Annotated in this window: 22 protein-coding genes; 10 read left to right on the top strand and 12 right to left on the bottom strand. The window is 67.5% G+C overall.

Annotated features, from left to right (window positions below):
- Nucleotides 1–34: 34 nt before the first annotated feature.
- Together ACT9TC_RS14310 and ACT9TC_RS14305 are read right to left on the bottom strand one after the other, a co-directional pair.
- Nucleotides 35–280, bottom strand: a complete 246-nt coding sequence (locus ACT9TC_RS14310) for a zf-HC2 domain-containing protein (RefSeq protein WP_396642957.1) — start codon at nt 278–280, stop codon at nt 35–37.
- Nucleotides 277–957, bottom strand: coding sequence for a sigma-70 family RNA polymerase sigma factor (locus ACT9TC_RS14305; RefSeq protein WP_458041127.1), 681 nt, complete (start codon nt 955–957; stop codon nt 277–279). The genes ACT9TC_RS14310 and ACT9TC_RS14305 overlap by 4 nt, the downstream gene beginning before the upstream one ends.
- Before the next feature lie 34 nt (nt 958–991).
- On the opposite strand from ACT9TC_RS14305, the gene aroA reads away from it, so the two are divergent.
- The 3 genes from aroA to bcp are packed head-to-tail and all read left to right on the top strand — an operon-like array spanning nt 992 to nt 3,947.
- Nucleotides 992–2,362: a 3-phosphoshikimate 1-carboxyvinyltransferase gene (aroA, locus tag ACT9TC_RS14300; protein ID WP_458041126.1), complete on the top strand. Its 1,371-nt coding sequence runs from the start codon at nt 992–994 to the stop codon at nt 2,360–2,362.
- A 14-nt stretch (nt 2,363–2,376) separates the two neighbouring features.
- On the top strand, nt 2,377–3,474 hold the full coding sequence (gene rsgA, locus ACT9TC_RS14295) for a ribosome small subunit-dependent GTPase A (RefSeq protein ID WP_458041125.1): 1,098 nt from the start codon (nt 2,377–2,379) through the stop codon (nt 3,472–3,474).
- Nucleotides 3,471–3,947 (top strand): thioredoxin-dependent thiol peroxidase, encoded by a 477-nt coding sequence (bcp, locus tag ACT9TC_RS14290; RefSeq protein WP_458041124.1) that lies wholly within the window; start codon nt 3,471–3,473, stop codon nt 3,945–3,947. Before rsgA ends, bcp begins: the two co-directional genes overlap by 4 nt.
- Before the next feature lie 59 nt (nt 3,948–4,006).
- On the opposite strand, the gene ACT9TC_RS14285 is transcribed toward bcp, so the two are convergent.
- A complete protein-coding gene (locus tag ACT9TC_RS14285; protein WP_458041123.1) occupies nt 4,007–4,432 on the bottom strand; it encodes a histidine kinase in 426 nt (141 codons plus the stop codon).
- Nucleotides 4,433–4,689: 257 nt separating this feature from the next.
- Between ACT9TC_RS14285 and ACT9TC_RS14280 the strand changes: the two genes are divergently transcribed.
- Complete coding sequence (locus ACT9TC_RS14280) at nt 4,690–4,938, top strand: WhiB family transcriptional regulator (RefSeq protein ID WP_036295594.1); 249 nt, start codon at nt 4,690–4,692, stop codon at nt 4,936–4,938.
- Between the two features lie 6 nt (nt 4,939–4,944).
- On the opposite strand, the gene ACT9TC_RS14275 is transcribed toward ACT9TC_RS14280, so the two are convergent.
- The 3 genes from ACT9TC_RS14275 to ACT9TC_RS14265 are packed head-to-tail and all read right to left on the bottom strand — an operon-like array spanning nt 4,945 to nt 8,399.
- Nucleotides 4,945–6,438, bottom strand: coding sequence for a sensor histidine kinase (locus tag ACT9TC_RS14275; protein WP_458041122.1), 1,494 nt, complete (start codon nt 6,436–6,438; stop codon nt 4,945–4,947).
- A 9-nt stretch (nt 6,439–6,447) separates the two neighbouring features.
- Nucleotides 6,448–7,776, bottom strand: coding sequence for an AAA family ATPase (locus ACT9TC_RS14270; protein ID WP_458041121.1), 1,329 nt, complete (start codon nt 7,774–7,776; stop codon nt 6,448–6,450).
- Nucleotides 7,773–8,399: an SAF domain-containing protein gene (locus ACT9TC_RS14265; protein WP_458041120.1), complete on the bottom strand. Its 627-nt coding sequence runs from the start codon at nt 8,397–8,399 to the stop codon at nt 7,773–7,775. Before ACT9TC_RS14265 ends, ACT9TC_RS14270 begins: the two co-directional genes overlap by 4 nt.
- Nucleotides 8,400–8,588: 189 nt before the next feature.
- Between ACT9TC_RS14265 and ACT9TC_RS14260 the strand changes: the two genes are divergently transcribed.
- Nucleotides 8,589–8,867 (top strand): helix-turn-helix domain-containing protein, encoded by a 279-nt coding sequence (locus ACT9TC_RS14260; protein ID WP_458041119.1) that lies wholly within the window; start codon nt 8,589–8,591, stop codon nt 8,865–8,867.
- Nucleotides 8,868–8,950: 83 nt separating this feature from the next.
- Here the strand turns inward: ACT9TC_RS14260 and ACT9TC_RS14255 are convergent, their stop codons facing one another.
- Entirely contained in the window at nt 8,951–9,565 is a 615-nt protein-coding gene (locus ACT9TC_RS14255; RefSeq protein WP_458041118.1) for a hypothetical protein, read from the bottom strand.
- 129 nt (nt 9,566–9,694) lie between these two features.
- On the opposite strand from ACT9TC_RS14255, the gene ACT9TC_RS14250 reads away from it, so the two are divergent.
- Nucleotides 9,695–10,168: an Rv3235 family protein gene (locus ACT9TC_RS14250; protein WP_458041117.1), complete on the top strand. Its 474-nt coding sequence runs from the start codon at nt 9,695–9,697 to the stop codon at nt 10,166–10,168.
- 17 nt (nt 10,169–10,185) lie between these two features.
- Here the strand turns inward: ACT9TC_RS14250 and ACT9TC_RS14245 are convergent, their stop codons facing one another.
- The 3 genes from ACT9TC_RS14245 to secA form a co-directional block, all read right to left on the bottom strand.
- Nucleotides 10,186–10,539 carry a hypothetical protein gene (locus ACT9TC_RS14245; protein ID WP_458041116.1) on the bottom strand — a complete coding sequence of 118 codons (354 nt, stop codon included), beginning with the start codon at nt 10,537–10,539 and terminating at the stop codon, nt 10,186–10,188.
- Nucleotides 10,540–10,607: 68 nt separating this feature from the next.
- The gene (locus ACT9TC_RS14240) at nt 10,608–11,834 is read right to left on the bottom strand and encodes a pyridoxal phosphate-dependent aminotransferase (protein ID WP_458041115.1); all 1,227 of its coding nucleotides are present in this window, start codon (nt 11,832–11,834) and stop codon (nt 10,608–10,610) included.
- A 167-nt stretch (nt 11,835–12,001) separates the two neighbouring features.
- Entirely contained in the window at nt 12,002–14,824 is a 2,823-nt protein-coding gene (gene secA / locus ACT9TC_RS14235) for a preprotein translocase subunit SecA (RefSeq protein WP_458041114.1), read from the bottom strand.
- A 472-nt stretch (nt 14,825–15,296) separates the two neighbouring features.
- Between secA and ACT9TC_RS14230 the strand changes: the two genes are divergently transcribed.
- Nucleotides 15,297–16,823 (top strand): stealth family protein, encoded by a 1,527-nt coding sequence (locus tag ACT9TC_RS14230; protein WP_458041113.1) that lies wholly within the window; start codon nt 15,297–15,299, stop codon nt 16,821–16,823.
- Here the strand turns inward: ACT9TC_RS14230 and ACT9TC_RS14225 are convergent.
- Together ACT9TC_RS14225 and ACT9TC_RS14220 are read right to left on the bottom strand one after the other, a co-directional pair.
- Nucleotides 16,780–17,769 (bottom strand): phosphodiesterase, encoded by a 990-nt coding sequence (locus ACT9TC_RS14225; RefSeq protein WP_458041112.1) that lies wholly within the window; start codon nt 17,767–17,769, stop codon nt 16,780–16,782. The two genes, ACT9TC_RS14230 and ACT9TC_RS14225, sit on opposite strands and share 44 nt — an antisense overlap.
- Before the next feature lie 103 nt (nt 17,770–17,872).
- Nucleotides 17,873–18,571, bottom strand: coding sequence for a YqjF family protein (locus ACT9TC_RS14220; RefSeq protein ID WP_458041111.1), 699 nt, complete (start codon nt 18,569–18,571; stop codon nt 17,873–17,875).
- Nucleotides 18,572–18,752: 181 nt separating this feature from the next.
- Here ACT9TC_RS14220 and ACT9TC_RS14215 point away from each other — a divergent pair, with 181 nt between their 5' ends.
- From ACT9TC_RS14215 to ACT9TC_RS14205, 3 genes are read left to right on the top strand one after another with little or no spacing between them, the layout of a single operon-like run.
- Complete coding sequence (locus ACT9TC_RS14215; RefSeq protein WP_458041110.1) at nt 18,753–19,394, top strand: PadR family transcriptional regulator; 642 nt, start codon at nt 18,753–18,755, stop codon at nt 19,392–19,394.
- Between the two features lie 38 nt (nt 19,395–19,432).
- Nucleotides 19,433–20,191: an ABC transporter ATP-binding protein gene (locus tag ACT9TC_RS14210; protein WP_458042942.1), complete on the top strand. Its 759-nt coding sequence runs from the start codon at nt 19,433–19,435 to the stop codon at nt 20,189–20,191.
- Nucleotides 20,188–22,989 carry an FtsX-like permease family protein gene (locus ACT9TC_RS14205; RefSeq protein WP_458041109.1) on the top strand — a complete coding sequence of 934 codons (2,802 nt, stop codon included), beginning with the start codon at nt 20,188–20,190 and terminating at the stop codon, nt 22,987–22,989. The genes ACT9TC_RS14210 and ACT9TC_RS14205 overlap by 4 nt, the downstream gene beginning before the upstream one ends.
- Nucleotides 22,990–23,013: the final 24 nt, after the last annotated feature.

Here is a 23,013-nt window from a genome sequence, read left to right as displayed (position 1 = left end):
GTCGATCAATGAGCGACAGATCGACGCCGGATGCCTAGTGGTGCGCCGCTTGGACGGTCCGCAGCTTCGCGAGGACCTGATCACGGAGGTCCTCGGGCGCACTCTCGCGGCAGGCGCGCGCCAAGACATCTGTCAGGGTCTTCGCGACGAGTGCCTCATCGCGGCATCCGGGGCAGTTCTCCAAATGCTCGCGAATATCGGCGTGCTGCGTCTTGCACACTTCGTTTCGCAGGTACTCCTCGAGGTCTCGCCTCGCCTGGTCACAACCGCAATCGGTCATTTCTTCGCTCCCGGACCGGCGGAGACGATGCCCCGCTCTCGTGCGTATTCGGCCAGCATGTCGCGAAGCAATCGCCTTCCACGGTGAAGGCGGCTCATGACGGTGCCGATCGGTGTCTTCATGATGTCGGCGATCTCCTGGTAGGCGAAGCCCTCGACATCTGCGAGGTACACCGCCAACCGGAAGTCCTCCGGGATAGCCTGCAGGGCGTCTTTCACGACGGACGCGGGCATGTGATCGATCGCTTCCGCCTCGGCAGAACGGTTGGTCGACGCGGTCGTCGACTCCGCTCCCCCGAGCTGCCAGTCCTCCAGGTCATCGATCGTGCCCTGGTACGGCTCGCGCTGCTTCTTGCGATATGTATTGATGTAGGTGTTGGTGAGGATGCGGTAGAGCCACGCCTTCAGGTTGGTGCCCTGGTGGAACGTGGCCCATGAGGCGAAAGCCTTGACGAACGTCTCTTGCACCAGGTCCGCGGCATCCGCGGGATTGCGGGTCATCCGCATGGCCGCGCCGTACAGCTGGTCCATGAAGGGAAGCGCCTGATCCTCGAATTGGGCGCGTGCGATCTGCGCCGGCGCGACGTCGACCTCGTCCTCGGGCTGCTCGTCCATCGCCTCCCAGTCTAGGCGCGCGAGAACAACCGCCGAAGGCGTGCGTTCCATCGTCTGAATCATCCGGTCCTCTCGGGGCTCGATAGAGTAGAACCCGATGACACCGCACGGCTATTCCCCTCGCGCCGACGAGACATCTTCCGATGCCCCCCAGCCCTCTGCCTGGCGAGCGCCTGTGGCCGTATCACCCCTCGACGCCCGCCTGTCGATTCCTGGCTCGAAATCTCTCACGAGCCGCGAATTGGTCCTCGCCGCGCTGGCCGACGGACCGAGCCGCGTGCTCTCTCCCTTGCACTCACAGGACTCCGAGCGGATGGTCGGGGCGCTGCGGGCCCTCGGCGCACTGGTCGAACCGGCGCCCGGCGAAGGCCCGTTCGGCGACGACTGGATTATGACGCCTCCCGCCCCGTTCGTGGGAAGCAGCGAAATCGACTGCGGCCAGGCCGGCACGGTGATGCGCTTCGTCGCCCCCCTCGCCGGTTTCGCGCACGGAGACGTTCGGTTGACGGCGCACGAGACAGCCCTCCACCGCCCGATGGGCGAGCTGATCCGCGCCCTCCGGGACATCGGACTCGACATCGACGATGGCGGTCACTGGTCACTGCCCTTCATCGTCCGCGGTCACGGCCATGTGCGGGGCGGCGAGGTGCACATGGATGCGTCCCGCTCGAGCCAGTTCGTGTCGGGCCTGCTGCTCGCGGCCCCGCGGTTCGATGTCGGACTGCACCTCATCCACACCGGCGAGCGCTTGCCGAGTCTCCCCCATATCGAGATGACGATCGAGGCGCTCGCTCACCGCGGCGTCCACGTCGAGCGTCCCGCGCCCAATGAATGGATCGTTGCCCCGGGCGCCGTCCGGGCGAAAGACGTCACGATCGAGCCGGATCTCTCGAACGCAGCGCCCTTCCTTGCTGCCGCGATGATCGCGGGCGGGTCGGTCACGATCGCGGGTTGGCCGGCCCACTCCACCCAACCGGGCGCCCTGCTCGGCGATCTGCTGCACCGCGCGGGGGCTCGGGTCGCCCGCCGCGGCGGTGCGTTCACCGTGACCCGCACGGCTCCGCTTCGCGGTTTCGACGTCGACCTGTCCGCGGCGGGAGAGCTCGCCCCCACGATCGTCGGACTCGCGGCTCTCGCCGACGGCCCCTCGAACATCACCGGCATCGGCCACATCCGTCTGCACGAAACCGACCGGATCCGTGCTCTCGTCGACGGGCTGAATGAGCTCGGCGGTGAGGCGAGCGAGTTGCCCGACGGCATCCGCGTCGTGCCGCGTCCGCTCCACGGCGGCCTGTGGAGATCGCACCACGACCACCGGATGGCGACAACAGGTGCCCTGCTCGGCCTGAGCGTTCCCGGCGTTGAGGTCGACGACCTCAGCGTGACCGCCAAGACCTTGCCGCAGTTCGAACAGCTGTGGAACAGCATGCTGGCCGGCTCGTCCGCGACGCCCGACGCATCCGAGTAGACGATGCGCAGACGATGAGCGGCTCGGATCCGAACTGGTGGGATTACGACGACGCCGAGACGGATGGGGTGGACGAGCTCGACGAGTCCGACATCCGGATGCGTCCGAATCCCCAGGCGAATCGGCCGCGCAGCAAGCGCCGCCCCGCTCACGCCGACGCCGAGATCGGCCGCGTGATCGGCGTAGACCGCGGCCGCTACTCGGTTCTGATGCGCGAAGACGCCCCGGACGAACACGAGGTGTCCGCCGTTCGGGCCCGCGAGCTGCGCAAGCAGCCGATCGTCACGGGCGATCGGGCTCGGGTCGTCGGCGACACTTCCGGTGATGAAGGGACCCTCGGCCGCATCGTCGGCCTCGAGGAGCGGACGACCCTGCTGCGCCGGTCGGCGGATGACACCGACCAGGTCGAGCGCATCATCGTCGCGAACGCCGATCAGATGCTGATCGTGGTCGCGGCGGCGGATCCCGAACCCCGCACGCGCCTCGTCGATCGCTACCTGGTCGCGGCCTTCGACGCGGGCGTCCGTCCCATGCTCGTCGTCACGAAAACCGACCTCGCCGATCCCGCAGAATTCCTCAGCCACTTCGACGGTCTCGATGTACGAGTTTTCACGAGCGCCCAGGGTGAGGTGCCGATCGAGCGGATCGGTGCAGCACTCGTCGGACACTCCACGGTCTTCGTCGGCCACTCGGGCGTGGGCAAATCCACGCTCATCAACGCGCTGGTTCCGAGCGCCCAGCGCGCCACGGGGCATGTCAACGAGGTCACGGGTCGCGGGCGGCACACCTCATCGTCCACCGTGTCCCTGCGATACGTGGGCGACGAGGGGCGCGGATGGGTCATCGATACCCCCGGCGTCCGCTCGTTCGGCCTCGGCCACGTCGATCCTGCCAACATCCTGCGCTCGTTCACCGACCTCGACGAGATCGCGAAGAACTGCCCCCGCGGGTGCACGCATCTGCCGGATGCGCCGGACTGCGCTATCGCCGAGGCCGTCGCCGATGGGCGGCTCGGCCCGAACGGCGCCGCGCGCTTCGACTCGCTGCAACGCCTGCTGCTGACGTTCGGAAAGGTCGCGGGACGCGAGCGGCACCCTACGCTGGACGAATGAGCACAGTACGCCTCGAGCCCGGTTCCCCCGCCCCCGAATTCACCCTGCCCGATCAGGATGGCACCCCCGTCTCGCTCGCCTCGCTCCGCGGCAAGCGCGTCGTGCTGTTCTTCTATCCGCGTGCCATGACCCCCGGCTGCACGACCGAGGCCTGCGACTTCCGCGACAGCCTCGCCCCGCTACAGGCGGCGAACTACGTCATCCTCGGGATCTCTCGTGACGAGCCCGCGACCCTGCGCGAATTCCGGGAGCGCGACGGCCTCACGTACGACCTGCTGAGTGACCCAGATCACTCGGTCCACGACGCCTACGGCGCCTGGGGCGAGAAGCAGAACTACGGAAAGACGATCGAGGGCGTCATCCGCTCGACCTTCATCCTGGACGAGGACGCACAGGTCGACCAGGCCCTCTACAACGTCAAGGCGACGGGGCACGTCGCCCGCATCCGCAAGCTCGTCGGCATCGACGCCTGAGCGGAACGCCGGCGCATTGCGTCGGGTGTTGCACGACGGGACGTTCTGGAACGAGGGGTTTACGACGCGGCGGGTGGGTCGTCACGTCGACCCGCCGCCCGTGCGGCCGCGATAACCAGCACCAGTGCGATCACCGCGGGAACGGCGAGTGCCAACGCCACGAGCGGGCGCGCGTAGGCGCCGGTGGCGGCTCCGAGAGCGACCGCGAGGATCAGCAGCTGCGCGACGATCGCGCCGGAGCGCCCCCAGCCATGGCCACGCAGTATCGCGAGCGCGAAGGCGAAGAGGGCAACCGCGGCGATGACGGTCATGAGGATCAGCGCCCAGGCGGTGCCGAGGTCCGTCGTTTCTCCGGCGATCAATGACGGCATCATCCATCCTGTGAGGGCGGCGACAGCGACTCCTTCGAGCCCGACCAAGATCGCCGCGGTCCACGTTGTGGCATTCGCTTCGATCGGCCGCGGTGTGGTGGTTTCTGGTTGCATTTCCTCTACCTCACCTCGCCCTGTGCGCCCGCTCTGTTATGCAGAACCACCATGCCAGTGGCCGATGCTCAGCCTTCTGCGCAAAATTCACGCACTCGACCCTTGATCGGACCGATGCCGTGTGGGACGATGGTGAAAGCCATGTGCTCCCACAGCGCCGTGGGGCGAGCATTCTGCTCGCACCTACCAGGGTACCGGACCCGAAACCGATCTCTGAGCACTCGCTCACACCCCACCACGCAACAAGGAGCATCTGCATGGACTGGCGCGACAAGGCCGCATGCCTCACGGTCGATCCCGAACTGTTTTTCCCGGTTGGCAACACCGGGCCGGCGGTCGACCAGATCGAGAAGGCGAAGGCCGTTTGCGCCCGCTGTACCGTAACGGAAATCTGTCTGCAGTACGCCCTGGAGTCCGGTCAGGACTCCGGCGTCTGGGGCGGCCTCTCGGAAGACGAGCGCCGCGCCCTCAAGCGTCGCGCTGCGCGCGCCCGACGCGCCTCGTAACCCGGCTCAGGCCCGCGGCCTGTCGATCCACCGCAGCGGAATATCGATTGTGACTTCCGTTCCGCTGCCCATGATCGTGTGCCAGTCGATCGTTCCGCCCAGTTCACCCTGGATCAGGGTGCGAACGATCTGCGTGCCGAGCCCGCGCCCGACCTGACCCTCGGCCAGGCCGACGCCGGTGTCTCGCACGCCCACCTTGAGTCGCGACGACGACCGCTTCGCCTCGATCTCGACCTTGCCCTCGCGGCCGGCCAGACCGTGCTCGACGGCGTTCGTGACGAGCTCGGTCAGGGCGAGCGCGAGGGGCGTGGCATAGGCGCTCGGCAGCTTGCCGAACGTCCCGGTGGAGCGTGTCTGTGCCCGCGTTCCCGCTCCCGCGGCGACCTCGGCGACGAGTTTGAGCACCCGGTCGAACACCTCGTCGAAGTCGACGGTCTGCGTCAAGCCCTCGGAGAGCGTGTCGTGCACGACGGCAATCGCCGAGACGCGACGCATCGCCTGGGTGAGAGCCTCGCGCGCTTCTTCGGAGTGGGTGCGGCGGGACTGGATGCGCAAGAGGGAAGCGACGGTCTGCAGGTTGTTCTTCACCCGGTGATGGATCTCGCGGATCGTCGCGTCCTTGGTGATGAGTTCTTGCTCCTGGTGACGCAACTCCGTGACATCGCGGCAGAGGACGATGGCTCCCGAGCGCTCCCCGTTCTCGCGGAGAGGGATGGCGCGGAGCGAGACGGTCACCCCGCGCGCCTCGATGTCCGCGCGCCAGGGCGCACGACCGGTCACGACGAGCGGCAGGGATTCGTCGATCGTCTCTTTCGCGGGGAGGATGCGGGTGGTCACCTCGCTGAGCGACTCGCCCTCGAGCTCATCGTCGAAGCCGAGGCGCCCCCACGCAGAGAGGGCATTGGGGCTCGCGAACGTCGTGGTGCCGTCGACGTCCAGGCGAATGAGTCCGTCGGATGCGCGAGGCGCACCGCGCCGGGGTCCGGTCGGGGCCGAGAGGTCGGGGAAGTCCCCGCGCGCGATCATGCCGAACAGATCGTCGGCGCAGTCGTTGAAGGTGATCTGCTGCCGGCTGGGCGTGCGGGCTTCACCGAGGTTCGTATGGCGTGTAAGAACCCCGAGGACCACTGGCGGGTGGCCCTCGCGGAGCGGGCCGCGAACGATCGGCACCGCCCGAACCCGGGTCGGCGTCTCTTCGAACCAGTCGGGCGAGGCCGAATCGATGATGCGGGCACCCTGTGCCGCATCCTGTACCTGGGTTCGCCACTGCGGCCGCACCTGGTCGCCGACGATATCGCGGTAGAAGAGCGTCGCCGCCCCCGAAGGGCGGGTGTGAGCGACGGCGATAAAGGAGTCATCGCTCGTCGGCACCCAGAACACGATGTCGGCGAAGGCGAGGTCCGCGAGCAGCTGTCCATCACCCGCGAGGCGATGCAGCCACTCGATGTCATCCGCGCTCGAACGGCCCTGGGCGGAGACGAGTTCACTGAGGGTCGGCACCGATCCAGCCTATGCCGTGAGCCTGTTATCCCGTCCCTCGTCGCCACGAGGGGAGACGCGCCGGAACACAGACGACCGTCGTGGCGCGCGTCCGGAGATCCCGCCGCCGGCGGCCGCACTGTGCGCCGCGCCGTCGCGATGATCGCGCCCCAGCACCGGCAGCAATGTGTCGCCTGTGAACCGGCGCATTGCGCCCACCAGCGCGGATCGGGGTGCGACGGCCACGATCGGCTGTGCCTGTAGCACGGCGGCGTCCGCCGCGCGCTGATCCTCCGGCAGAAACGCCACGTCGCGGATGCCCGCGAACCGATCGAGCGTCCGCCGGATCTGACCACGGGCATCGAGCCCTAGCCCGCCTGGTCGCAGGCGGTTGGCGACGACGAGCACCGGGGTCGCCCCAGCGATCGCGCGCACCTCGGCGTAGCCTCGCACAAAGCGGGCGATCCCGACGGGGTCGGCCGTGCAGACCGCCACGATCACGTCGGCGGAGCGCAGTGCCGAGATCGTCGCGGCGTTGCGGCGCGGACCCTCGAGATCGTGCATGAGCTCTTCGTCCTGTTCTACCGGCGACGCGACATCGACGATCGTGTACGACGCCCAACGTCGCGAGGCCTCGAGCGCGATCGTGACGCGGTCTGCCGCCAGTTCCGGCCAACGGCCCCGGCGGTTGATCCCGCACAGCACGTCGACGCCGACTCCCGCCACCCGCACCGGTGTGCTGATGCGAGCGAGCTCTCGCTCATCGAGCGTGCCCAAGCCCGCCTGACGACAGGCCGACGGAAACCCGGGGCCCTCGTCGGCGAGGCCCAGGGCCAACGCGAGCGACGGTGCGTGCGAGTCTGCATCGATCAGCGCGGCGCGCGCGCCGCCACGGGCCAGCTCGAAGGCGAGCATACTCGCGACCGTCGACCGGCCCGGCGCCCCCTCGGGGCCCCAAACGACCACGACGCTCCCCGCCGTTGTATCCGGGACGAGGTCATCCCCGAGAGCCGCACCCCGAACCGCTGCCGCGATCTCTTCCGCCCGCGGCGCAACGAGGGAGGCGGCCAAACCGAACGCCGCAGCAACCCGCTCACCGTCCGCGTCGCCCGCGAGCGTCACGATCCGAATCCCCCGCCGATCGCACACCGACACCAGATGCGACCCGAGCGTCCGACGATCGGCCGCCAGCACGAGAACATCGACCTCCTCGAACACCTCGAGCGCGCTCGCGAGATTCGCGTCCTCGAGCACCACGGGATCGATCACCGTTGTGATGCGAACACCCGCTCGCTCGAGTTCGGCCGCCAGTCGCTCGCCGCGCTGACCCGCGACGGCCAGCAACACGCGCGTACTCACGCGCCACCCGCGCCCGGCACGATCGACAGCGCGGACGAAGCCGCGACCGCCTGCAGCACCGCAGCAACATCGGATCGCGGCACGACGAGTTCAAGCGTCGAGCCACGGGCGCCCAACAGGCTGTCGGCCTCATCGACCGCGCCAACCGTCGCATCCGCGACGAGGATGGCGGGGGTGCCGAACACACCCTGTTCCAGAACCGGCGACGCCCAGAGTTCAACGACACTTCCGGCGACCACGTCCGACGGCACCGCCGTCGTCGTCTGGACCACGACCGTCGTCACCCGCGCCCGCACGCCGTCCTCGAGCGCATTGACGGGCACCAGCTCACCTTCGGTGACCGTACGTGTTGCGATGGATCCGGGGTTCAGGGCATCGGGACTCAGATAGACACCCTCGGCAGCCCCGAGTGAGGCTTCGACGAGCCTCAGGTCGTCGGCCGTCACCTCGTCGCCCGGCACGATCGTGCGCGCCGCCGCGAAAACGGGAACCGTCTGTCGAGCGGCGGTCACGGTGGCCCACACACCGGCGACCGAGGCGACGATGAGCCCCAGGCCGACGAAGAATCGCACGTCGTTCCAGAATGCGCGCGGCCGCCGCGCCGGGCTGTCGAGAGCGGTCATATCGATCCCCCATGGTCTGGATGCGTGTGAATGCGTGTGACTGCGCACCGCCGCGGTCTGTGGCTACGCGTCGATTACTGGACGCCGATCGGCGGTCCACACCATAGTCGCGGATCCTGCTCGCAGGCCCCCTTCGTTATCCACAGGACACCGCGCCCGACGCCCCGTCGAGGGGTCCATAATGGGGTCATGTCCGAGAGCTCCCCCAGCCCTCGCTACCTGGCTCCGTCGCAGGTGGCGGAGCTGTTGAGCATCTCCGTCGACGAAGTCATGGATCTCGTGCACGAGGGTCGCCTTCGCGGAGCCCGTCTCGGCTCCCCCGCGAAGTGGCGTATCGAGGAACAGAGCCTGCGCGGCTACATCGACGATCAGGTGGAAGAAGCCCGCCAGATGCATCTGTGGCAGCAGTCGCAGGCGGCGAGCTTCCCCGAAGTATGGGGTTCGGGGAACGCGAGCCGACCCGAGTAGACCACTTCCCGGCCCGCTCACGACAATGCCGGTGTCTTCTCACAACAATGCCGGTGTCTTCTCACAACAATGCCGGTGTCTTCTCACAACAATGCCGGCGTCTCGCCTCGTTCGAGCAAGAGCCACGCGATGGCGTCGAACGGTACGAGCCGGAACGCGTGCACCTCGCCCGTTCGACGGACGGCACCCGCGTCGTGCACGGCGAGGTCGAAATGATCCAGACCCACTCGATCGATCGTGCCGAACTCCGCTCCGCCCCGCAGCCCGTGCGCCCGAACCGGCACACGACGTCGCGCGAGGTCGCGCAACACGAACCCGAGCGTCAGTCGCTCAGCGAGACCCGCATTCACCCCCTGCGCGTCCGGACGGGCGGCGCGCATGAGCGCGACCTCAGACGTTGTGAGCGACGCAACCGCGGCCGTGCGCACCAGTGCGAGCCCGCCCGCGGGCGTCTCCAGGCGGAGCGCCGCGAAGTCCGCACCGACCGCGTCGATCGTGCCGCGCAGAACGGAGCTGTCGGCGAGCGCAAGGGAGACCATTTCCTTTACACCCGCGCCAGCGAAAGCGACCAAGCGGTCATGCAGACGGACGCGCGAGAGCCGGAGGCGTTCGCCCTCGCTGTCGAGTGCGGCGCGCTCGCTTTCCCACTCAGCGGCGAGCTGCCCCTCGAGGTCTTCGAATAGCCGCTCCCAGCGCACACCAGGACAATAGGCGAATAGTTTCGGATTGATCACGAGTTATCCACAGACGGCAAACCCCCAGCTTGGGCTGGGCTTTGCTGTGGTCTACTGCAATCTCAGCCCGGTCAGCGAGAGATGGGGGTCTCCATGAGCACACCAGCCGGCAATGCCCGAGAAGGCGTGGCCCGAAAAGGCGATGCCCGAGAAGGCGTGGCTTCGCGTCGTGTGCGGTCGGTGGATGCGGATGAGTTCTTCTCACCGCAGCGCACCTCCTCCTCCGCACTGCCCGATCCCGAGCCGCTGATCACCAACCTCGCTCGCGGTGTCATGGAAGTTTTCGCCGGCGTCCGAGAGGTCGACCAACTCACGCGCTGGTTCGCCGAAGACGCGTATCGGCGACTCCTCACGCGCAGCAATCTCGCGGCCCGTGCGCGCAACGCACGCGGCGTGCGTGCGAGTCGGCCGGTCTTCGAGATCCTGAGCGTCCGACACATGTCCCCCGCGGATGGCGTTGTCGAATCCGTCGTCATCCTCGCGGGGCCGCACCGCACGCGCGCCATCGCCCTGCGGCTCGAGGGAACGGACGGGCGCTGGCGCGCGACATCCCTGGCGCTGCTGTAGTCGACGACGGGGACTCGCTAGTCCTCCGAAGAGTCGATCAGGTCGAGCAGTTTCTTCAGCTCGTTCTCGATTTCGGTGTGGTCGTACTGGCCGGCGCGTGACTCGCCCGAGATGACGCCCGATCGATGCACGCGGCGGAAGTCTCCGTAGGGAAAGCTGTACGCCTGCTTCGTTTCGGGGTTCGCGCTCTTGTCGATGCCGAGGTGCCAATGCGAGAACGCCGTCCATCCCTCACGCTCGATGAACGCATTCTCGTCTTCCGCGTTCGGCGCCGCCTCCGACCAATCGTCGCGTTCGTCCCAAACGACCTTGCCCTCGCGGACGAGCGAACGCGCCTGTCGAAGCGCCGGTTGGTTCAATTCGATAGCCATGCCGTGCACGCTAGGACGGGCCTCGTGCGACGCACAGGACCTTGACGAATCCGTTCTGCGTGCTAGTCCTACTGCCGATACGAGGACAGGAAGTTGCCCAGGCGCTCGATGGCGTCCGCGAGGATGCGCGATTCGGGCAGGGTCACGACGCGCAGGTGGTCGGGCGTCGGCCAGTTGAAGCCCGTGCCCTGCACGAGCAGGACACGCTCTGCCACCAGGAAGTCGTAAACGAACTTCGCGTCGTCGCGGATCTCGTGGACCTCGGGGTCGAGTCGCGGGAAGGCATAGAGCGCACCCCGAGGCCGCACGCACGACACTCCGGGGATGGACTCGAGTCCCTCCCACGCGACATCCCGCTGCTCGTGCAGCCTGCCGGAGGGAGCGATGAGCGCGTCGATGGACTGCACACCCGACAACGCCGCCTGCACCGCATGCTGCGCGGGCACGTTCGGGCACAGACGGGTCGAGGCGAGCAGGTTGATCCCCTCGAGGAATCCCGCGGCGTGCGCCTTCGGCCCGGTGATGACCATCCAACCCGAGCGGTAGCCCGCGACCCGGTATGTCTTGGACAAGCCGTTGAAGGTCAGGCAGAGCAGGTCGGGCGCGATCGACGCCATCGGGATGTGCTTCGCATCATCGAAGAGGATGCGGTCGTAGATCTCATCCGCCAGCAACAGCAGCGAGCGCTCGCGGGCGATCTCGGCGATGCCCTCCAGAACCTCGCGGCTGTACACAGCGCCCGTGGGGTTGTTCGGGTTGATCACGACGATCGCTTTGGTCTGGGGTGTGATCTTCGAGCGGATGTCTTCGAGGTCCGGCTGCCATTCGGCGTTCTCATCGCAGAGGTAGTGAACGGGCGTGCCTCCCGACAGGCTCGTCATCGCCGTCCAGAGCGGGTAGTCGGGCGCCGGGATCAGCACCTCGTCGCCCTCATCGAGTAGCGCCTGCATCGTCATGGTGATGAGTTCGGAGACCCCGTTGCCGAGGAACACGTCATCGGGGTCGATGCGCGGAAACCCCGGCTCCTCTTCGTAGCGATACACGACCGCCTGACGGGCGGACAGGATGCCTCGGCTCTCGCTGTATCCGTGTGCCGTCGGCATTGCCGCGATCATGTCGCGGACGATCTGGTACGGCGCCTCGAAACCGAACGTGGCCGGGTTGCCGGTGTTCAACTTGAGCACGGTCTGGCCCTCGGCCTCGAGCCGGGCGGCCTCGACGAGGGCGTTGCCGCGGATCTCGTAGAGGACGTTCTTCAGCTTCGAGGACTGATCAAGGGGGCGGAGGGTGCTCATCGGCTCAGGATATCCCCGCGCCGAGCGTGCCACCGGCCATCCCGTGGCCCTATCGCCGGCGCGAGACCCGCGCACGAACGGACCCAACACGCCGTGCCGCTCGAGAACGTGCGGCGTGTTGCGTTCGTTCGCGGTCTCAGACCGTGTCGCGCCCGTGTGGGGTGAACCTACTTGCGCTTGGAGGCTGCGCGGCGGTCGGCGCGGTTGACCGGAGCCTGCGTGGGGCCCGCGGCCGGAGCATCCGCCCGCTGTCCGAACGCCCCGCGCGCGGCGGCTGCCGCCTCCGGCTCCGGGCGGGCACTCTGAGCGACCCGCTGCGCCGTCTCGCGCTGCAGCTTCGCTGTTGCGGCCTGCTGGACCTGGCCGCGGTCGTTGCGGACCTCGACCTCGCCCGCGTCGTTCGGGGCCGAGTATTCGAGCTTCTGCTCGGGCGGTGCATCGAGACCCTTGGCCGCGACCTCCGCGTGAGCCTCGGGGCCCTCGCCCGCGCTACGGACCTCGACCTCGAGGTTGTAGAGGTACCCGACGGTCTCTTCCTTGATCTGCCCCATCATCGCCTGGAACATCTGGAAGCCCTCGCGCTGGTATTCGATCAGCGGGTCACGCTGGGCCATCGCACGTAGGCCGATGCCGTCCTTGAGGTAGTCCATCTCGTACAGGTGGTCGCGCCAGCGGCGGTCGAGCACCTGCAGCACGACGCGACGCTCGAGTTCGCGCATCGCCTCCGAACCGAGTTTGTCTTCCCGGTTCTGGTACGCGATGAGTGCATCTGAGAGCATCTCGCGCTTGAGAACCTCGGGCGTGATCCGCCCCTTCGTGCCGGCCTCGGCGACGACCTCGTCGATCGTCACGCCAACGGGGTACAGGGTCTTCAGCTCGGTCCAGAGGGCGTCGAAGTCCCAGCCCTCGCTGTGTCCGCTGCCCGTGTGCTCGTCGATGACCGCGGCGATGGCGTCCTCGATGAAGTGCCGGACACGGCCGGCGATGTCATCGCCCTCGAGGATGTGTCGCCGGTCGGCGTAGATCGCCTCGCGCTGACGGTTGAGGACATCGTCGTACTTCAGGACGTTCTTGCGAGTCTCGGCGTTGCGGGACTCGACCTGCGACTGCGCGCTCTTGATCGCGCGGCTCACCATCGACGACTCGATCGCGACGTCGTCCGGGAAGTTGGCGCGGCTGAGGATCGCCTCGGCGGCGCCCGACTGGAACAGACGCATCAGATCATCCGTCAGCGAGAGGTAGAAACGGCTCTCGCCGGGGTCGCCCTGGCGGCCGGAGCGTCCGCGCAGCTGGTTGTCGATGCGGCGAGACTCGTGGCGCTCCGTGCCGAGCACGTACAACCCACCGACGCTGACGACCTTTTCGGCCTCGTCGTTGACGCGAGCGCGGACGGCGTCGTACACACCCTCCCACTCGGCCTCGTACTCCTCGGGAGTCTCGACCGGGTCGAGCCCCTTGGCCTTCATCTCTTGCACGGCGAGGAACTCGGCGTTTCCGCCCAGCATGATGTCCGTGCCGCGGCCGGCCATGTTCGTAGCGACCGTGACGGCTCCCGGGAGCCCCGCTCGAGCGACGATCTCGGCCTCGCGCGCGTGGTTCTTGGCGTTGAGGACCTCGTGCTTGATGCCCTTCTTGGCCAGCAGGCGCGAAAGGTATTCGCTCTTCTCGACGCTGACGGTTCCGACGAGAACGGGCTGCCCCGTTTCGTTCCGCCGCGCGATGTCTTCGACGACCTGCGCGAACTTGGCCTGCTCGTTCTTGTACACGAGATCGGACTGGTCTTTGCGGACCATCGGCTTGTTCGTCGGGATCGGGACGACGCCGAGCTTGTAGGTCGACATGAACTCGGCCGCCTCGGTCTCGGCGGTACCGGTCATGCCGGCGAGCTTGTCGTACAGGCGGAAGTAGTTCTGCAGCGTGACCGTCGCGAGCGTCTGGTTCTCGGCTTTGACCGGCACGCCCTCTTTCGCCTCGATCGCCTGGTGGATGCCCTCGTTGTACCGACGTCCGGCCAGGATGCGTCCGGTGTGCTCGTCGACGATCATGACCTCGTCGTTGATGACGACGTAGTCGGTGTCACGCTTGAACAGCGCCATCGCCTTGATCGAGTTGTTCAGGAACGAGATCAGCGGCGTGTTGGCCGACTCGTACAGGTTGTCGATGCCGAGGTAGTCCTCGACCTTTTCGATACCGGGCTCGAGCACACCGATCGTGCGCTTCTTCTCGTCGACCTCGTAGTCGACGTCGAGCTCGAGGGTGCGGGCGATCTTCGCGAACTCGGTGAACCAACGGTTCGCCTCGCCGGACGACGGACCCGAGATGATCAGCGGCGTACGGGCCTCGTCGATGAGGATCGAGTCGACCTCGTCGACCACGGCGAAGAAGTGTCCGCGCTGCACGAGATCCTCTTGACGCCAGGCCATGTTGTCGCGCAGGTAGTCGAACCCGAACTCGTTGTTCGTGCCGTAGGTGATGTCGCACAGGTACTGCTCGCGGCGCTGCGCGGGCGTCTGACCCGAGACGATGACGCCGGTGGTCATGCCGAGGGCGCGGAAGACGCGACCCATGAGCTCGGACTGGTAGGTCGCGAGGAAGTCGTTGACGGTGACGACGTGGACGCCCTCGCCCGCGATCGCGTTGAGATAGGCCGGAAGCGTCGCGACGAGCGTCTTGCCCTCACCGGTGCGCATCTCGGCGATGTTCCCGAAATGGAGGGCGGCGCCGCCCATCAGCTGAACGTCGTACGGACGCTGGCCGAGCGTGCGCTTGGCAGCCTCGCGGACCGCCGCGAAGGCCTCGGGGAGCAATTGGTCGAGCGTCTCGCCCGCGGCGTAACGCGTGCGGAGTTCGGCCGTCTCACCGCGAAGCTCGTCATCGCTGAGCTGCGAGTAGTCCTCTTCCAAAGCGTTGACGGCCTTGACGACCTGCTGCAGACGCTTGAGGATACGGCCCTCGCCAGCGCGGAGCAGTTTCTCGAGGGGGTTTGCCACGGCAGGATCTCCATCCGATCGGATGCCGCGCGGTCGGATGCCACGCGACAGGCATACAGACTCATGTTACCGGTCCGTGACCTGGAATCCCCCGGGCGGCCGTTCACCTGATCCAGCCACCACGAATCCAGGAACTGTCAAGGGGTACACCCCGCAACACGCCGGACACAATTGCTGACTTACACTGCGGAGAGGGGCTCGCATCGCCGGATTCGGCGATCGCCCCGACGACGATAAGGGCAGCGATCGACCGCGGCGAGGACGCCCGCGGGGCGCATGACGGAGAAACAGGTGATCGATGACGCGACGTGTCGTTCCAGAACGCGGGACCCCTCCCACACGACGTGGCGCCTCGGGGCGAAGCGCCCTCGCCGGCCAGGCCCACACGAGGGAGTCCTCTCCGGAACGCCGCACCGCTGACGAGCCCACCACGGGCTGGGCTCCGGTTCTGGAACGAGACGACGTGGTGCTCATGGGCGGTTTTCCTCACCTGGTGGCGGAGGTCACGCCGCAACAGGCTGAGACCGACGATCTGCTCCGGCTCGCCGCGCTCCTCGAGGCCGCAGATGCTGAACCGATCCTCCTGCGCCGTGCCAGCGGACGGCCAGCCCTGGCCGTCGACGCCCGAGCACGTAAGCGGGCGATCGCGGCACTCCGGGCCGACGCCGCATCCGAGCCCTGGATCGTCGGCCGGGCGGGTCGCGCTCGCGTCTTCGGTGCGGGTTCGAACAACCCGTTCGGTCGGGACGAGAGCGCGACCGTCTACCGCCCCCGGGTGAGCCCGAGCGGCACCCTGCGCCTCGGCGCCAGCCACGGCATCCGTCTGGAGTTCTGGCGTTGGGAGGCAGACGTCGTCACGGCACCTCACGCGAACGCCCTGACGCGCCGCGTGATCGCCGCGGACGACCTGACATTCACGAGCATGAACCTGCATGGACGGCAGTGGCGGACGCTCGACGGCATGTTCTCCCCCGGTCCCTCCGAGTTCACCCACGACGTCGACATCGTCTTTTCATGGGTCGACGGATCCTCGAGCGACTTCCAGCGCGAGCGCGCACGACGGATGAGTCGCTATGTCGTCGGGGATGGCGATGAGCACTCGGCTCGCTTCCGTCATGTCGACGAGATTCGCTACGCGCTGCGTTCCGTGAACCAGTACGCCCCGTGGATCCGGCGCATCTTCATCGCGACCGATAGCCCGGCGCCGTGGTGGCTCACCGAGCATCCGAAGGTGACGATCGTCCGCAGTGAGGAGTTCTTCGCCGACCCGGCTTCGCTCCCCACCCACAACTCGCACGCGGTCGAAGCGCAGCTGCACCGCATCGAGGGTCTCGCCGAGCACTTCGTCTACGCCAACGACGATATGTTCTTCGGCCGTGCCGTGCGCCCCGAGCTGTTCTTCACCGCCGCCGGGATCTCACGCTTCGTCGAATCCCAGGTGCGCATCGGGATCGGCTCGACCGATCCCGAACGCAGCGGCCACGATAATGCCGCCCGCATCAACCGCGCCCTGCTCGAAGAGCGTTTCGGTCGAGTCATCGCGCGGGACCTCGAGCACTGCGCGGCGCCTCTCCGCCGCAGCGTCATGTACGAACTGGAAGAAGCCTTTCCCGACGACTTCGCGCGGACCGCCGCCGCGACGTTCCGATCGGCGAGCGACATCTCGGTCACGAACTCGCTGTACCACTACTACGCGCTCATGACCGGCCGAGCGGTGACGACCCGGGAACCCCGTACGCGCTACATCCAGACGACGCTCCAGCCCGGCATCCGTCAAATGGAACGGCTGCTCGCGCGGCGCGATGTCGACATGTTCTGTCTGAACGATGGAAGCCGACCCGAGGTGCCCGAGGCTCTGCGGGAGCGTGTCTTGCGGGACACTCTCGAGGGATACTTCCCGGTCCGAGCTCCGTGGGAGGTCACCGTGTCTGAGAACAGCGCGGTGGGAGAAACTCTCAGCGAACGATCCACAGAGGCGCCGTCGGCGGTTGGTTCGTAACGACTCGACCGGAGTCGTCCCGACGTTCGGCGCGGAGTGCACGCGTCGCGGAGTCCGGGATGACGATGCCTGCCGCGGCGATCCGTCGGGCGCTCTCAGCGGGATCGACGTAGCCGAGGGCGACGGTGTCTCCGACCGAGACGACCGAGTGCACGACGGTTTCGTCGAAGACATGCACCAAGTTGTAGGCCTGAGCGGCATCCTGAGGGCGCGTGCCGCCGACCATCACCCCGAGATCCTGTGTGTAGCAGGTCGCTGACGCGACCGAGACGGGGATGCCGGCGAACGTGGCGGCCGTGGAGTAGTGCAGGTGCCCGGCGAGGATCGTGCGAACGTCACTCCCGCGCAGGACGGACGCGAGTCGTGACTGGTCGCGCAGCTCGACCGTGACGGCCAGGTCGAGCACGCTCGGTACGGGCGGGTGATGCATGGCGAGGATCGTGCCGTGTGCGGCCGGGATCGCGAGTTCTACCTCGAGCCACTCGAGCTGGGCGTCGGTGATCTCGCCGTGGTGGTGCCCGGGCACCGACGTGTCCAGACTGATGACGCGAAGCCCATCGATGTCGTAGGCGGAGTCGACCGGGGCCGAGGCATCCGGAGCGTTGTCGGCGAGCAGGCCCACTCGGAACGACGCGCGGTCGTCATGGTTGCCCATCACCCAGATCACCGGCGCACCCAGGCGCTGGGCCCAGGGATCGACCAGTGCGCGCAACGTCTCGTACGCCTCGGGCTCACCGTGGTCGGCGAGATCCCCCGTGAAGATGATCGCGTCCGGTCTCGTACCGGATTCGGCGATCTGCGCGAGCGCCCGACCCAGGCGGGCGGAGGCGTCGATGGAACCGTACAGGGGGTCATCCCCGGCCCTCAGATGCGTATCACTGAGGTGCAGCAGTTGATGACTCGGACGGGAGTATTCGGCGATGCGCACGCCGTTTGCGGTGATCACCCTCGAAATGTTACCGGGATGTTTCAAATAGCTGGGTGCGAAACGGTGAACGATGGCTGTTTGTGACGTGGATTCCGGATGAACCGGATGCCGCCACGGCTGTTTAGAAACGGGGAACGATCCCACCGCGTGCGAAGCTCGCCGTCACTCCGGGGCTGAACAGCACCGACTCCGGCGGACGATTGCTCACACCGGGCAGGCCCGCCGCCGTGCACAGTTCGTCGTACAGCCCGGTGACGCGCGCGGGATGCAGAATCCAGGCCTCGTGCGTGTTCGGCAACCACCGGGTTCGACCGAATCGGCTTTGGTAGAGCCCCCATCGGGCGGTCAGAAATCGTGAAAGCTCGTCATCGACGGTGCTGGCACTGTCCACCTCGACCGCAAGCCTGAACCGGGCGCCCGAGGCGGACGGAACGGCGACACGGCGTGACGCATACTCCCAGCCGTCTACGCGTGGCCGGTGGGCCGTGCGCGCCCACACGTACGGCAGAGAGAACAACGCCCGCGCCGCGAGCACCGCGGGCAGGCTCGACGCTTCGAGCGAGCGGAAGACCACCCCGCGGCGGCCATCGCGGTCGACGCCGTACAGGCGAACATTGACCTCGGTGAAAGAGCCCCAACGGTGCAAGGGCGGAAAAGGACCGATACGCGCGTCGCCGAGCTCGAACGCGATCAATCCGACCCAGGACGAACCACCCTCGACATCCGGAGCGATTCCGGGCGGCAGGAGCGGGGCGACGACCGCGGGATCGACCCGCCAGTGGACGAAGGCGACGTTCCGCCATTGCTGCGCGGCGACCATCGCGCCGGGAAGCGGCGGCGCGGTGTGCGAGAACTCGATGGCGACCCCCTTCTGCTGTCACGACGTCTGCCGAGAGTATCCCGCCGGGCCGAATGACGGCCTGGATTGCGTCATAAAGAGATTCTCGATATACATATACTCAGCGCATACATACTGAGAATGTTTTTTATCCGGAGGTCTTATGTCGGTCCGTCAGAGCTTGCTTGCGATCCTCGATCAGGGACCGTGCTACGGATACCAGCTGCGCTCGGAGTTCGACCGCCGCACGGGATCGAGCTGGCCGGTCAACGTCGGGCAGATCTACACGACTCTCGACCGGCTCGAGCGTGACGGGCTCGTAGCCAAGGGCGACACCGACGAACAAGGGCACGTCTATTACGAGATCACGGATGCCGGACGCGCCGAGGCGCGAGACTGGCTCGCCTCCCCCGTGGCCCGGGCAAGCGGAACCCGCGACGAACTGCCGCTCAAGCTCGCCCTCGCGGCGACGCTGCCGGGCGTGGATATCGCCGCGATCGTGCAGACACAGCGACGCGCATCCCTCGCGGCACTCCAGGACCTGCGGCACGCACAGCGCCAGAGCGAACGATCCGAGGCGCCCGATGGCGAAGAGCTGGCATGGCAACTCGTCGCCGATGCGCTGCTCTTCCAGGCAGAAGCTGAAGTTCGCTGGCTCGACCACGTCGAGGGGCGCCTCGCGCGTCACCGTCCGATGGAGATCGCGCTCGCGCTGAGTGCCGAGCGACCCCGGCGCGGACGCCCGCCGCGGGCGAACGCTGCCACGGGTGGATCCGCCGCCTCGACCACGAAGACCGCACCGTGAAGCGCAGCGACTACCGACGCTCTGCTCCGAGCGTCGCGATGCCCGGTGACGCGGCGCGGAGCGGGGTGTCCGACGGAGACGGAGACGTCGTGCGACTGGTCGGCATCTCTCAGCACTACGGCCACGGCGAAGCCGCGGTAAGCGCTCTCTCGGGCATCGACTTGACCGTGCGCTCCGGCGAACTCGTCGCCGTGATGGGACCCTCCGGATCCGGTAAATCCACCCTGCTGACCATCGCCGGCGGACTTGCGACCCCCACCTCCGGCGAGGTCGTGATCGAGGGTACCTACCTGTCCACGCTCGGCGAGAAGGGCATCGCGGCGCTCCGGCGACGCGCGTTGGGCTTCGTCTTCCAGGACTTCAATCTGGTGCCGACGTTGACGGCGCTGGAGAACGTCATCCTGCCTCTGGAACTCGACGGCATCCCTCGCCGCCCCGCACACCGCGCCGGGCACACCGCGCTCGAAAGCGTCGGGCTGGGCGATCGCATCGGCGCGTACCCCGACGATCTCTCGGGTGGCCAACAGCAGCGTGTGGCGATCGCCCGCGCGATCGTGGGGGCCCGCCGCCTGATCCTCGCCGACGAACCGACGGGCGCGCTCGACTCCGAGACGGGCGAGATGGTGATGCGGGTCATCCGAGAGCGCGTGGATGCCGGGGCCGCGGCGATTCTCGTGACCCACGAGCCGCGCCACGCGTCGTGGGCCGACCGCATCGTGTTCCTGCGCGACGGCCGCGTGGTCGATGAGGCCGCGCGCGCGCGTCCCGAAGACCTGCTGTTCGGGGCGCGCCCATGACGCTGCGAGCGGCGCGAGCACGGTGGCGAGTCGGGGCCCGGCTGGCACGCCGTCAGACACGACGATCGTTGGGCTCGAGCATCCTGATCGCGTCCCTCATCGCGCTCCCGGTCGCGGGACTCGTCGGCGCCGCGGCGGTGTTCACGAGCACCATTCCGACAGGTGAGCAGCTCCTGGATTCTCGCTTGGGGCAGAACGAGGCACGGCTCACGATCGCGTACGGGCCCGATCCTTCCCTCCGCCAATCGCCGACCCAGCCGGATTGGTGGGAGATAGACCAGGACGAGATGGGCGGGGAACCAACATATCCCGCCAAGGATCCGATCACCGACCCGGCATCCTTCCTTCCCTCCGGAACGACCGTGATACGCATCGACCAAGCAACCGTCGCCGCGCGGACGTCCGCCGGTGTCGCGCCCATATCTGCGATCGTCGGACCGGTCGGCGATGCCGCCTTTGCCGGACGCTATGACGTCGTCGCCGGCCGCGCCGCAACGGGCCCGACCGAAGCGATGGCGACCGCAGGCGCGCTCGACCGACTCGGGATCGAACTCGGCGATGAGCTTCACCTCGTCGAGCCCACCCGGACGCTACGCGTCACGGGCTTGCTCGACGTCGTCGACCAAGCCGACCGCGTCACGACCCTCGCACTCCCCGCCGAGGCGGTCGAACCCGACGAGATGCAGGGCACCACAGCCTGGTATCTGCCCGATCTCGCCCTGACATGGCCGCAGATCCAGCGGCTGAACCCCGAGGGGATCGTCGCGCTGTCTCGAACGGTCGCGCTCGACCCACCCATCACCGGCACTAACCTCGACCAACCCCTCGTGAACATCTGGAGCACGCTCGGCGCGATGCTCATCATCGGCGGCATCGCAGCCGCGTTCCTGGGGTACCAAGTCGTCCTGCTCGCGGGCGCCGCATTCGCGGTCGGGGCGCGCAGACAGCAGCGCGCGCTCGCGACCATCGCGAGCGTCGGAGCGACCCCGCGCGACCTGCGGCGGATCGTCGTGCTGCAGGGACTCGTACTCGGAACCATCGGTGCCCTGGTGGGAAGGGGACTGGGGATCGCGGGAGCAGCGATCACGCTACGTGTGCTCGACGATGGTAATCGGACGACCTTCTGGTCGTTCGTCGTCAACCCGTGGATCACCGCGGCGATCGTCGTGTTCGCGATCGTCATGGGCATCGGGTCGGCCCTCTTGCCCGCGCGCGCCGCCGGCAAGACCGACGTGTTGCGGGCTCTGCGCGGGGCGCGGCGCCCGCAGGTGCCCCGCGCATCCCGTCCGATCTGGGGAAGCATTCTGCTGCTGGCGGGAATCGGCATCACCGTCGCGTGTGTACCGGCGATCCTCGCCGTCCAGGCGACACCCACCCTGCCGTACGACAGCGCGTTGCGCTGGCTACCGCAGATCGGGCTCGTCGTCGGACCTGTCTTCGCCCAGATCGGCATCATCACGGCGGGTCATTGGATCCTCGCGTGGCTCTCACGGCCGTTGTCGAAGCTCGGACTCGCCGCGCGAATCGCATCTCGCGACGCGGCGGCAAACGCCTCACGGTCGGTGCCCGCGTTGGCGTCCATTGCCGCGGCAGTGTTGCTGGCCGTTTTCGCCGTTGCCATGGTCGGCACCAACGTCGGCGCACAGGCACGCCAGTACGTCTACTTGGCGCCGGAAGGAAGCCTCGCCGTCCAGGTCTTCGGAGAAGACACGGATGAGGCGACCAGAACCGTCGAGCGGAGCGTGAATGATGCTGTCGGCGCGACCGATCCGACGGCCACGGGCACCGTGTGGGCGAGCTCCGAATACTGGACACTGGCCGAGTCAGGGCGCGGGGACTCCACCGTCCCCGTCGCTGTTCGCCGCACCTCGGAGTTGTGTCCCTTCGACGCAGATTCTCCGGATCGCATCGTCGTCGACTCGGTAAGTTGCAGTCCCGCAAACGGAAACCCTTCGCTCACACTGTTCGCCACCGATGTGGAAGACCTGCCGGCGCTGCTCGGCTTCACACCGTCAGCCAGCGCGCTCAAGGTATTCGCGTCGGGCGGCGCGATCGTGACAGACAGCGCCTACGACCACGGAGGCGAGGTGCGGATCGGCACGTGGACCGCGCAGGAACTGTCCGACGGCAAGAATCCTCCGTTCCTGGAAGGCGACAAGCTCACGGCCGGTGCCGTCACGAGCGTCCACGCTGTTGTCCAGGAGACCACACAGCGGTACCTATACCCGGTTCTCGTGTCTCATGAGACAGCCGCGGAACTTCGCATGACCGAACGACTGTCGATGCTCGTCGCCAACTACGACTCTGCGGCGAGTGTCGCGGAAGCGGAGGCCATCAACGCGCGTGCGATCGGACTCGACAACACAGGCTTTTCGGCCAGCCCGGTTAACGGTCCCGCGTCACCGTGGCTCGCGATCTGGTTGATCCTCGCCGCGACGGGCGTGCTGATGCTCGGCGCGAGTGCTGTGGCCCTCGGACTTGCACGCATCGACGGGCGCGCCGATGACGCGACACTCGCCGCTGTGGGTGCACCGCGTGGCCTGAGGCGACGAATATCGTTCTGGCAAGGTCTCGTCATCGCGGGAGTGGGGGCAGCGAGCGGAACACTCGCCGGGCTGCTTCCCGCCGGAGCAATCACGGCGCTGTCGGGCTCGGCCCTCTATTCGCTACGCCCCGAGGACATCCCCTGGTGGCCGATCGCCGGGATTGCACTCGGTCTCCCCCTGATCGTGGCGCTGGTCAACGGTGCGACGTCGCGGCGCGCCCCTGTTCTCGCACGGCGCACTCCGATCGCCTGAACCACGGAAGACGCACACCGAACC

It is taken from the genome of Microbacterium sp. HM-570 (assembly GCF_054165885.1).
Note: the sequence above shows the minus strand (reverse complement) of the source record. Positions and strands in the feature narration are given on the sequence as shown.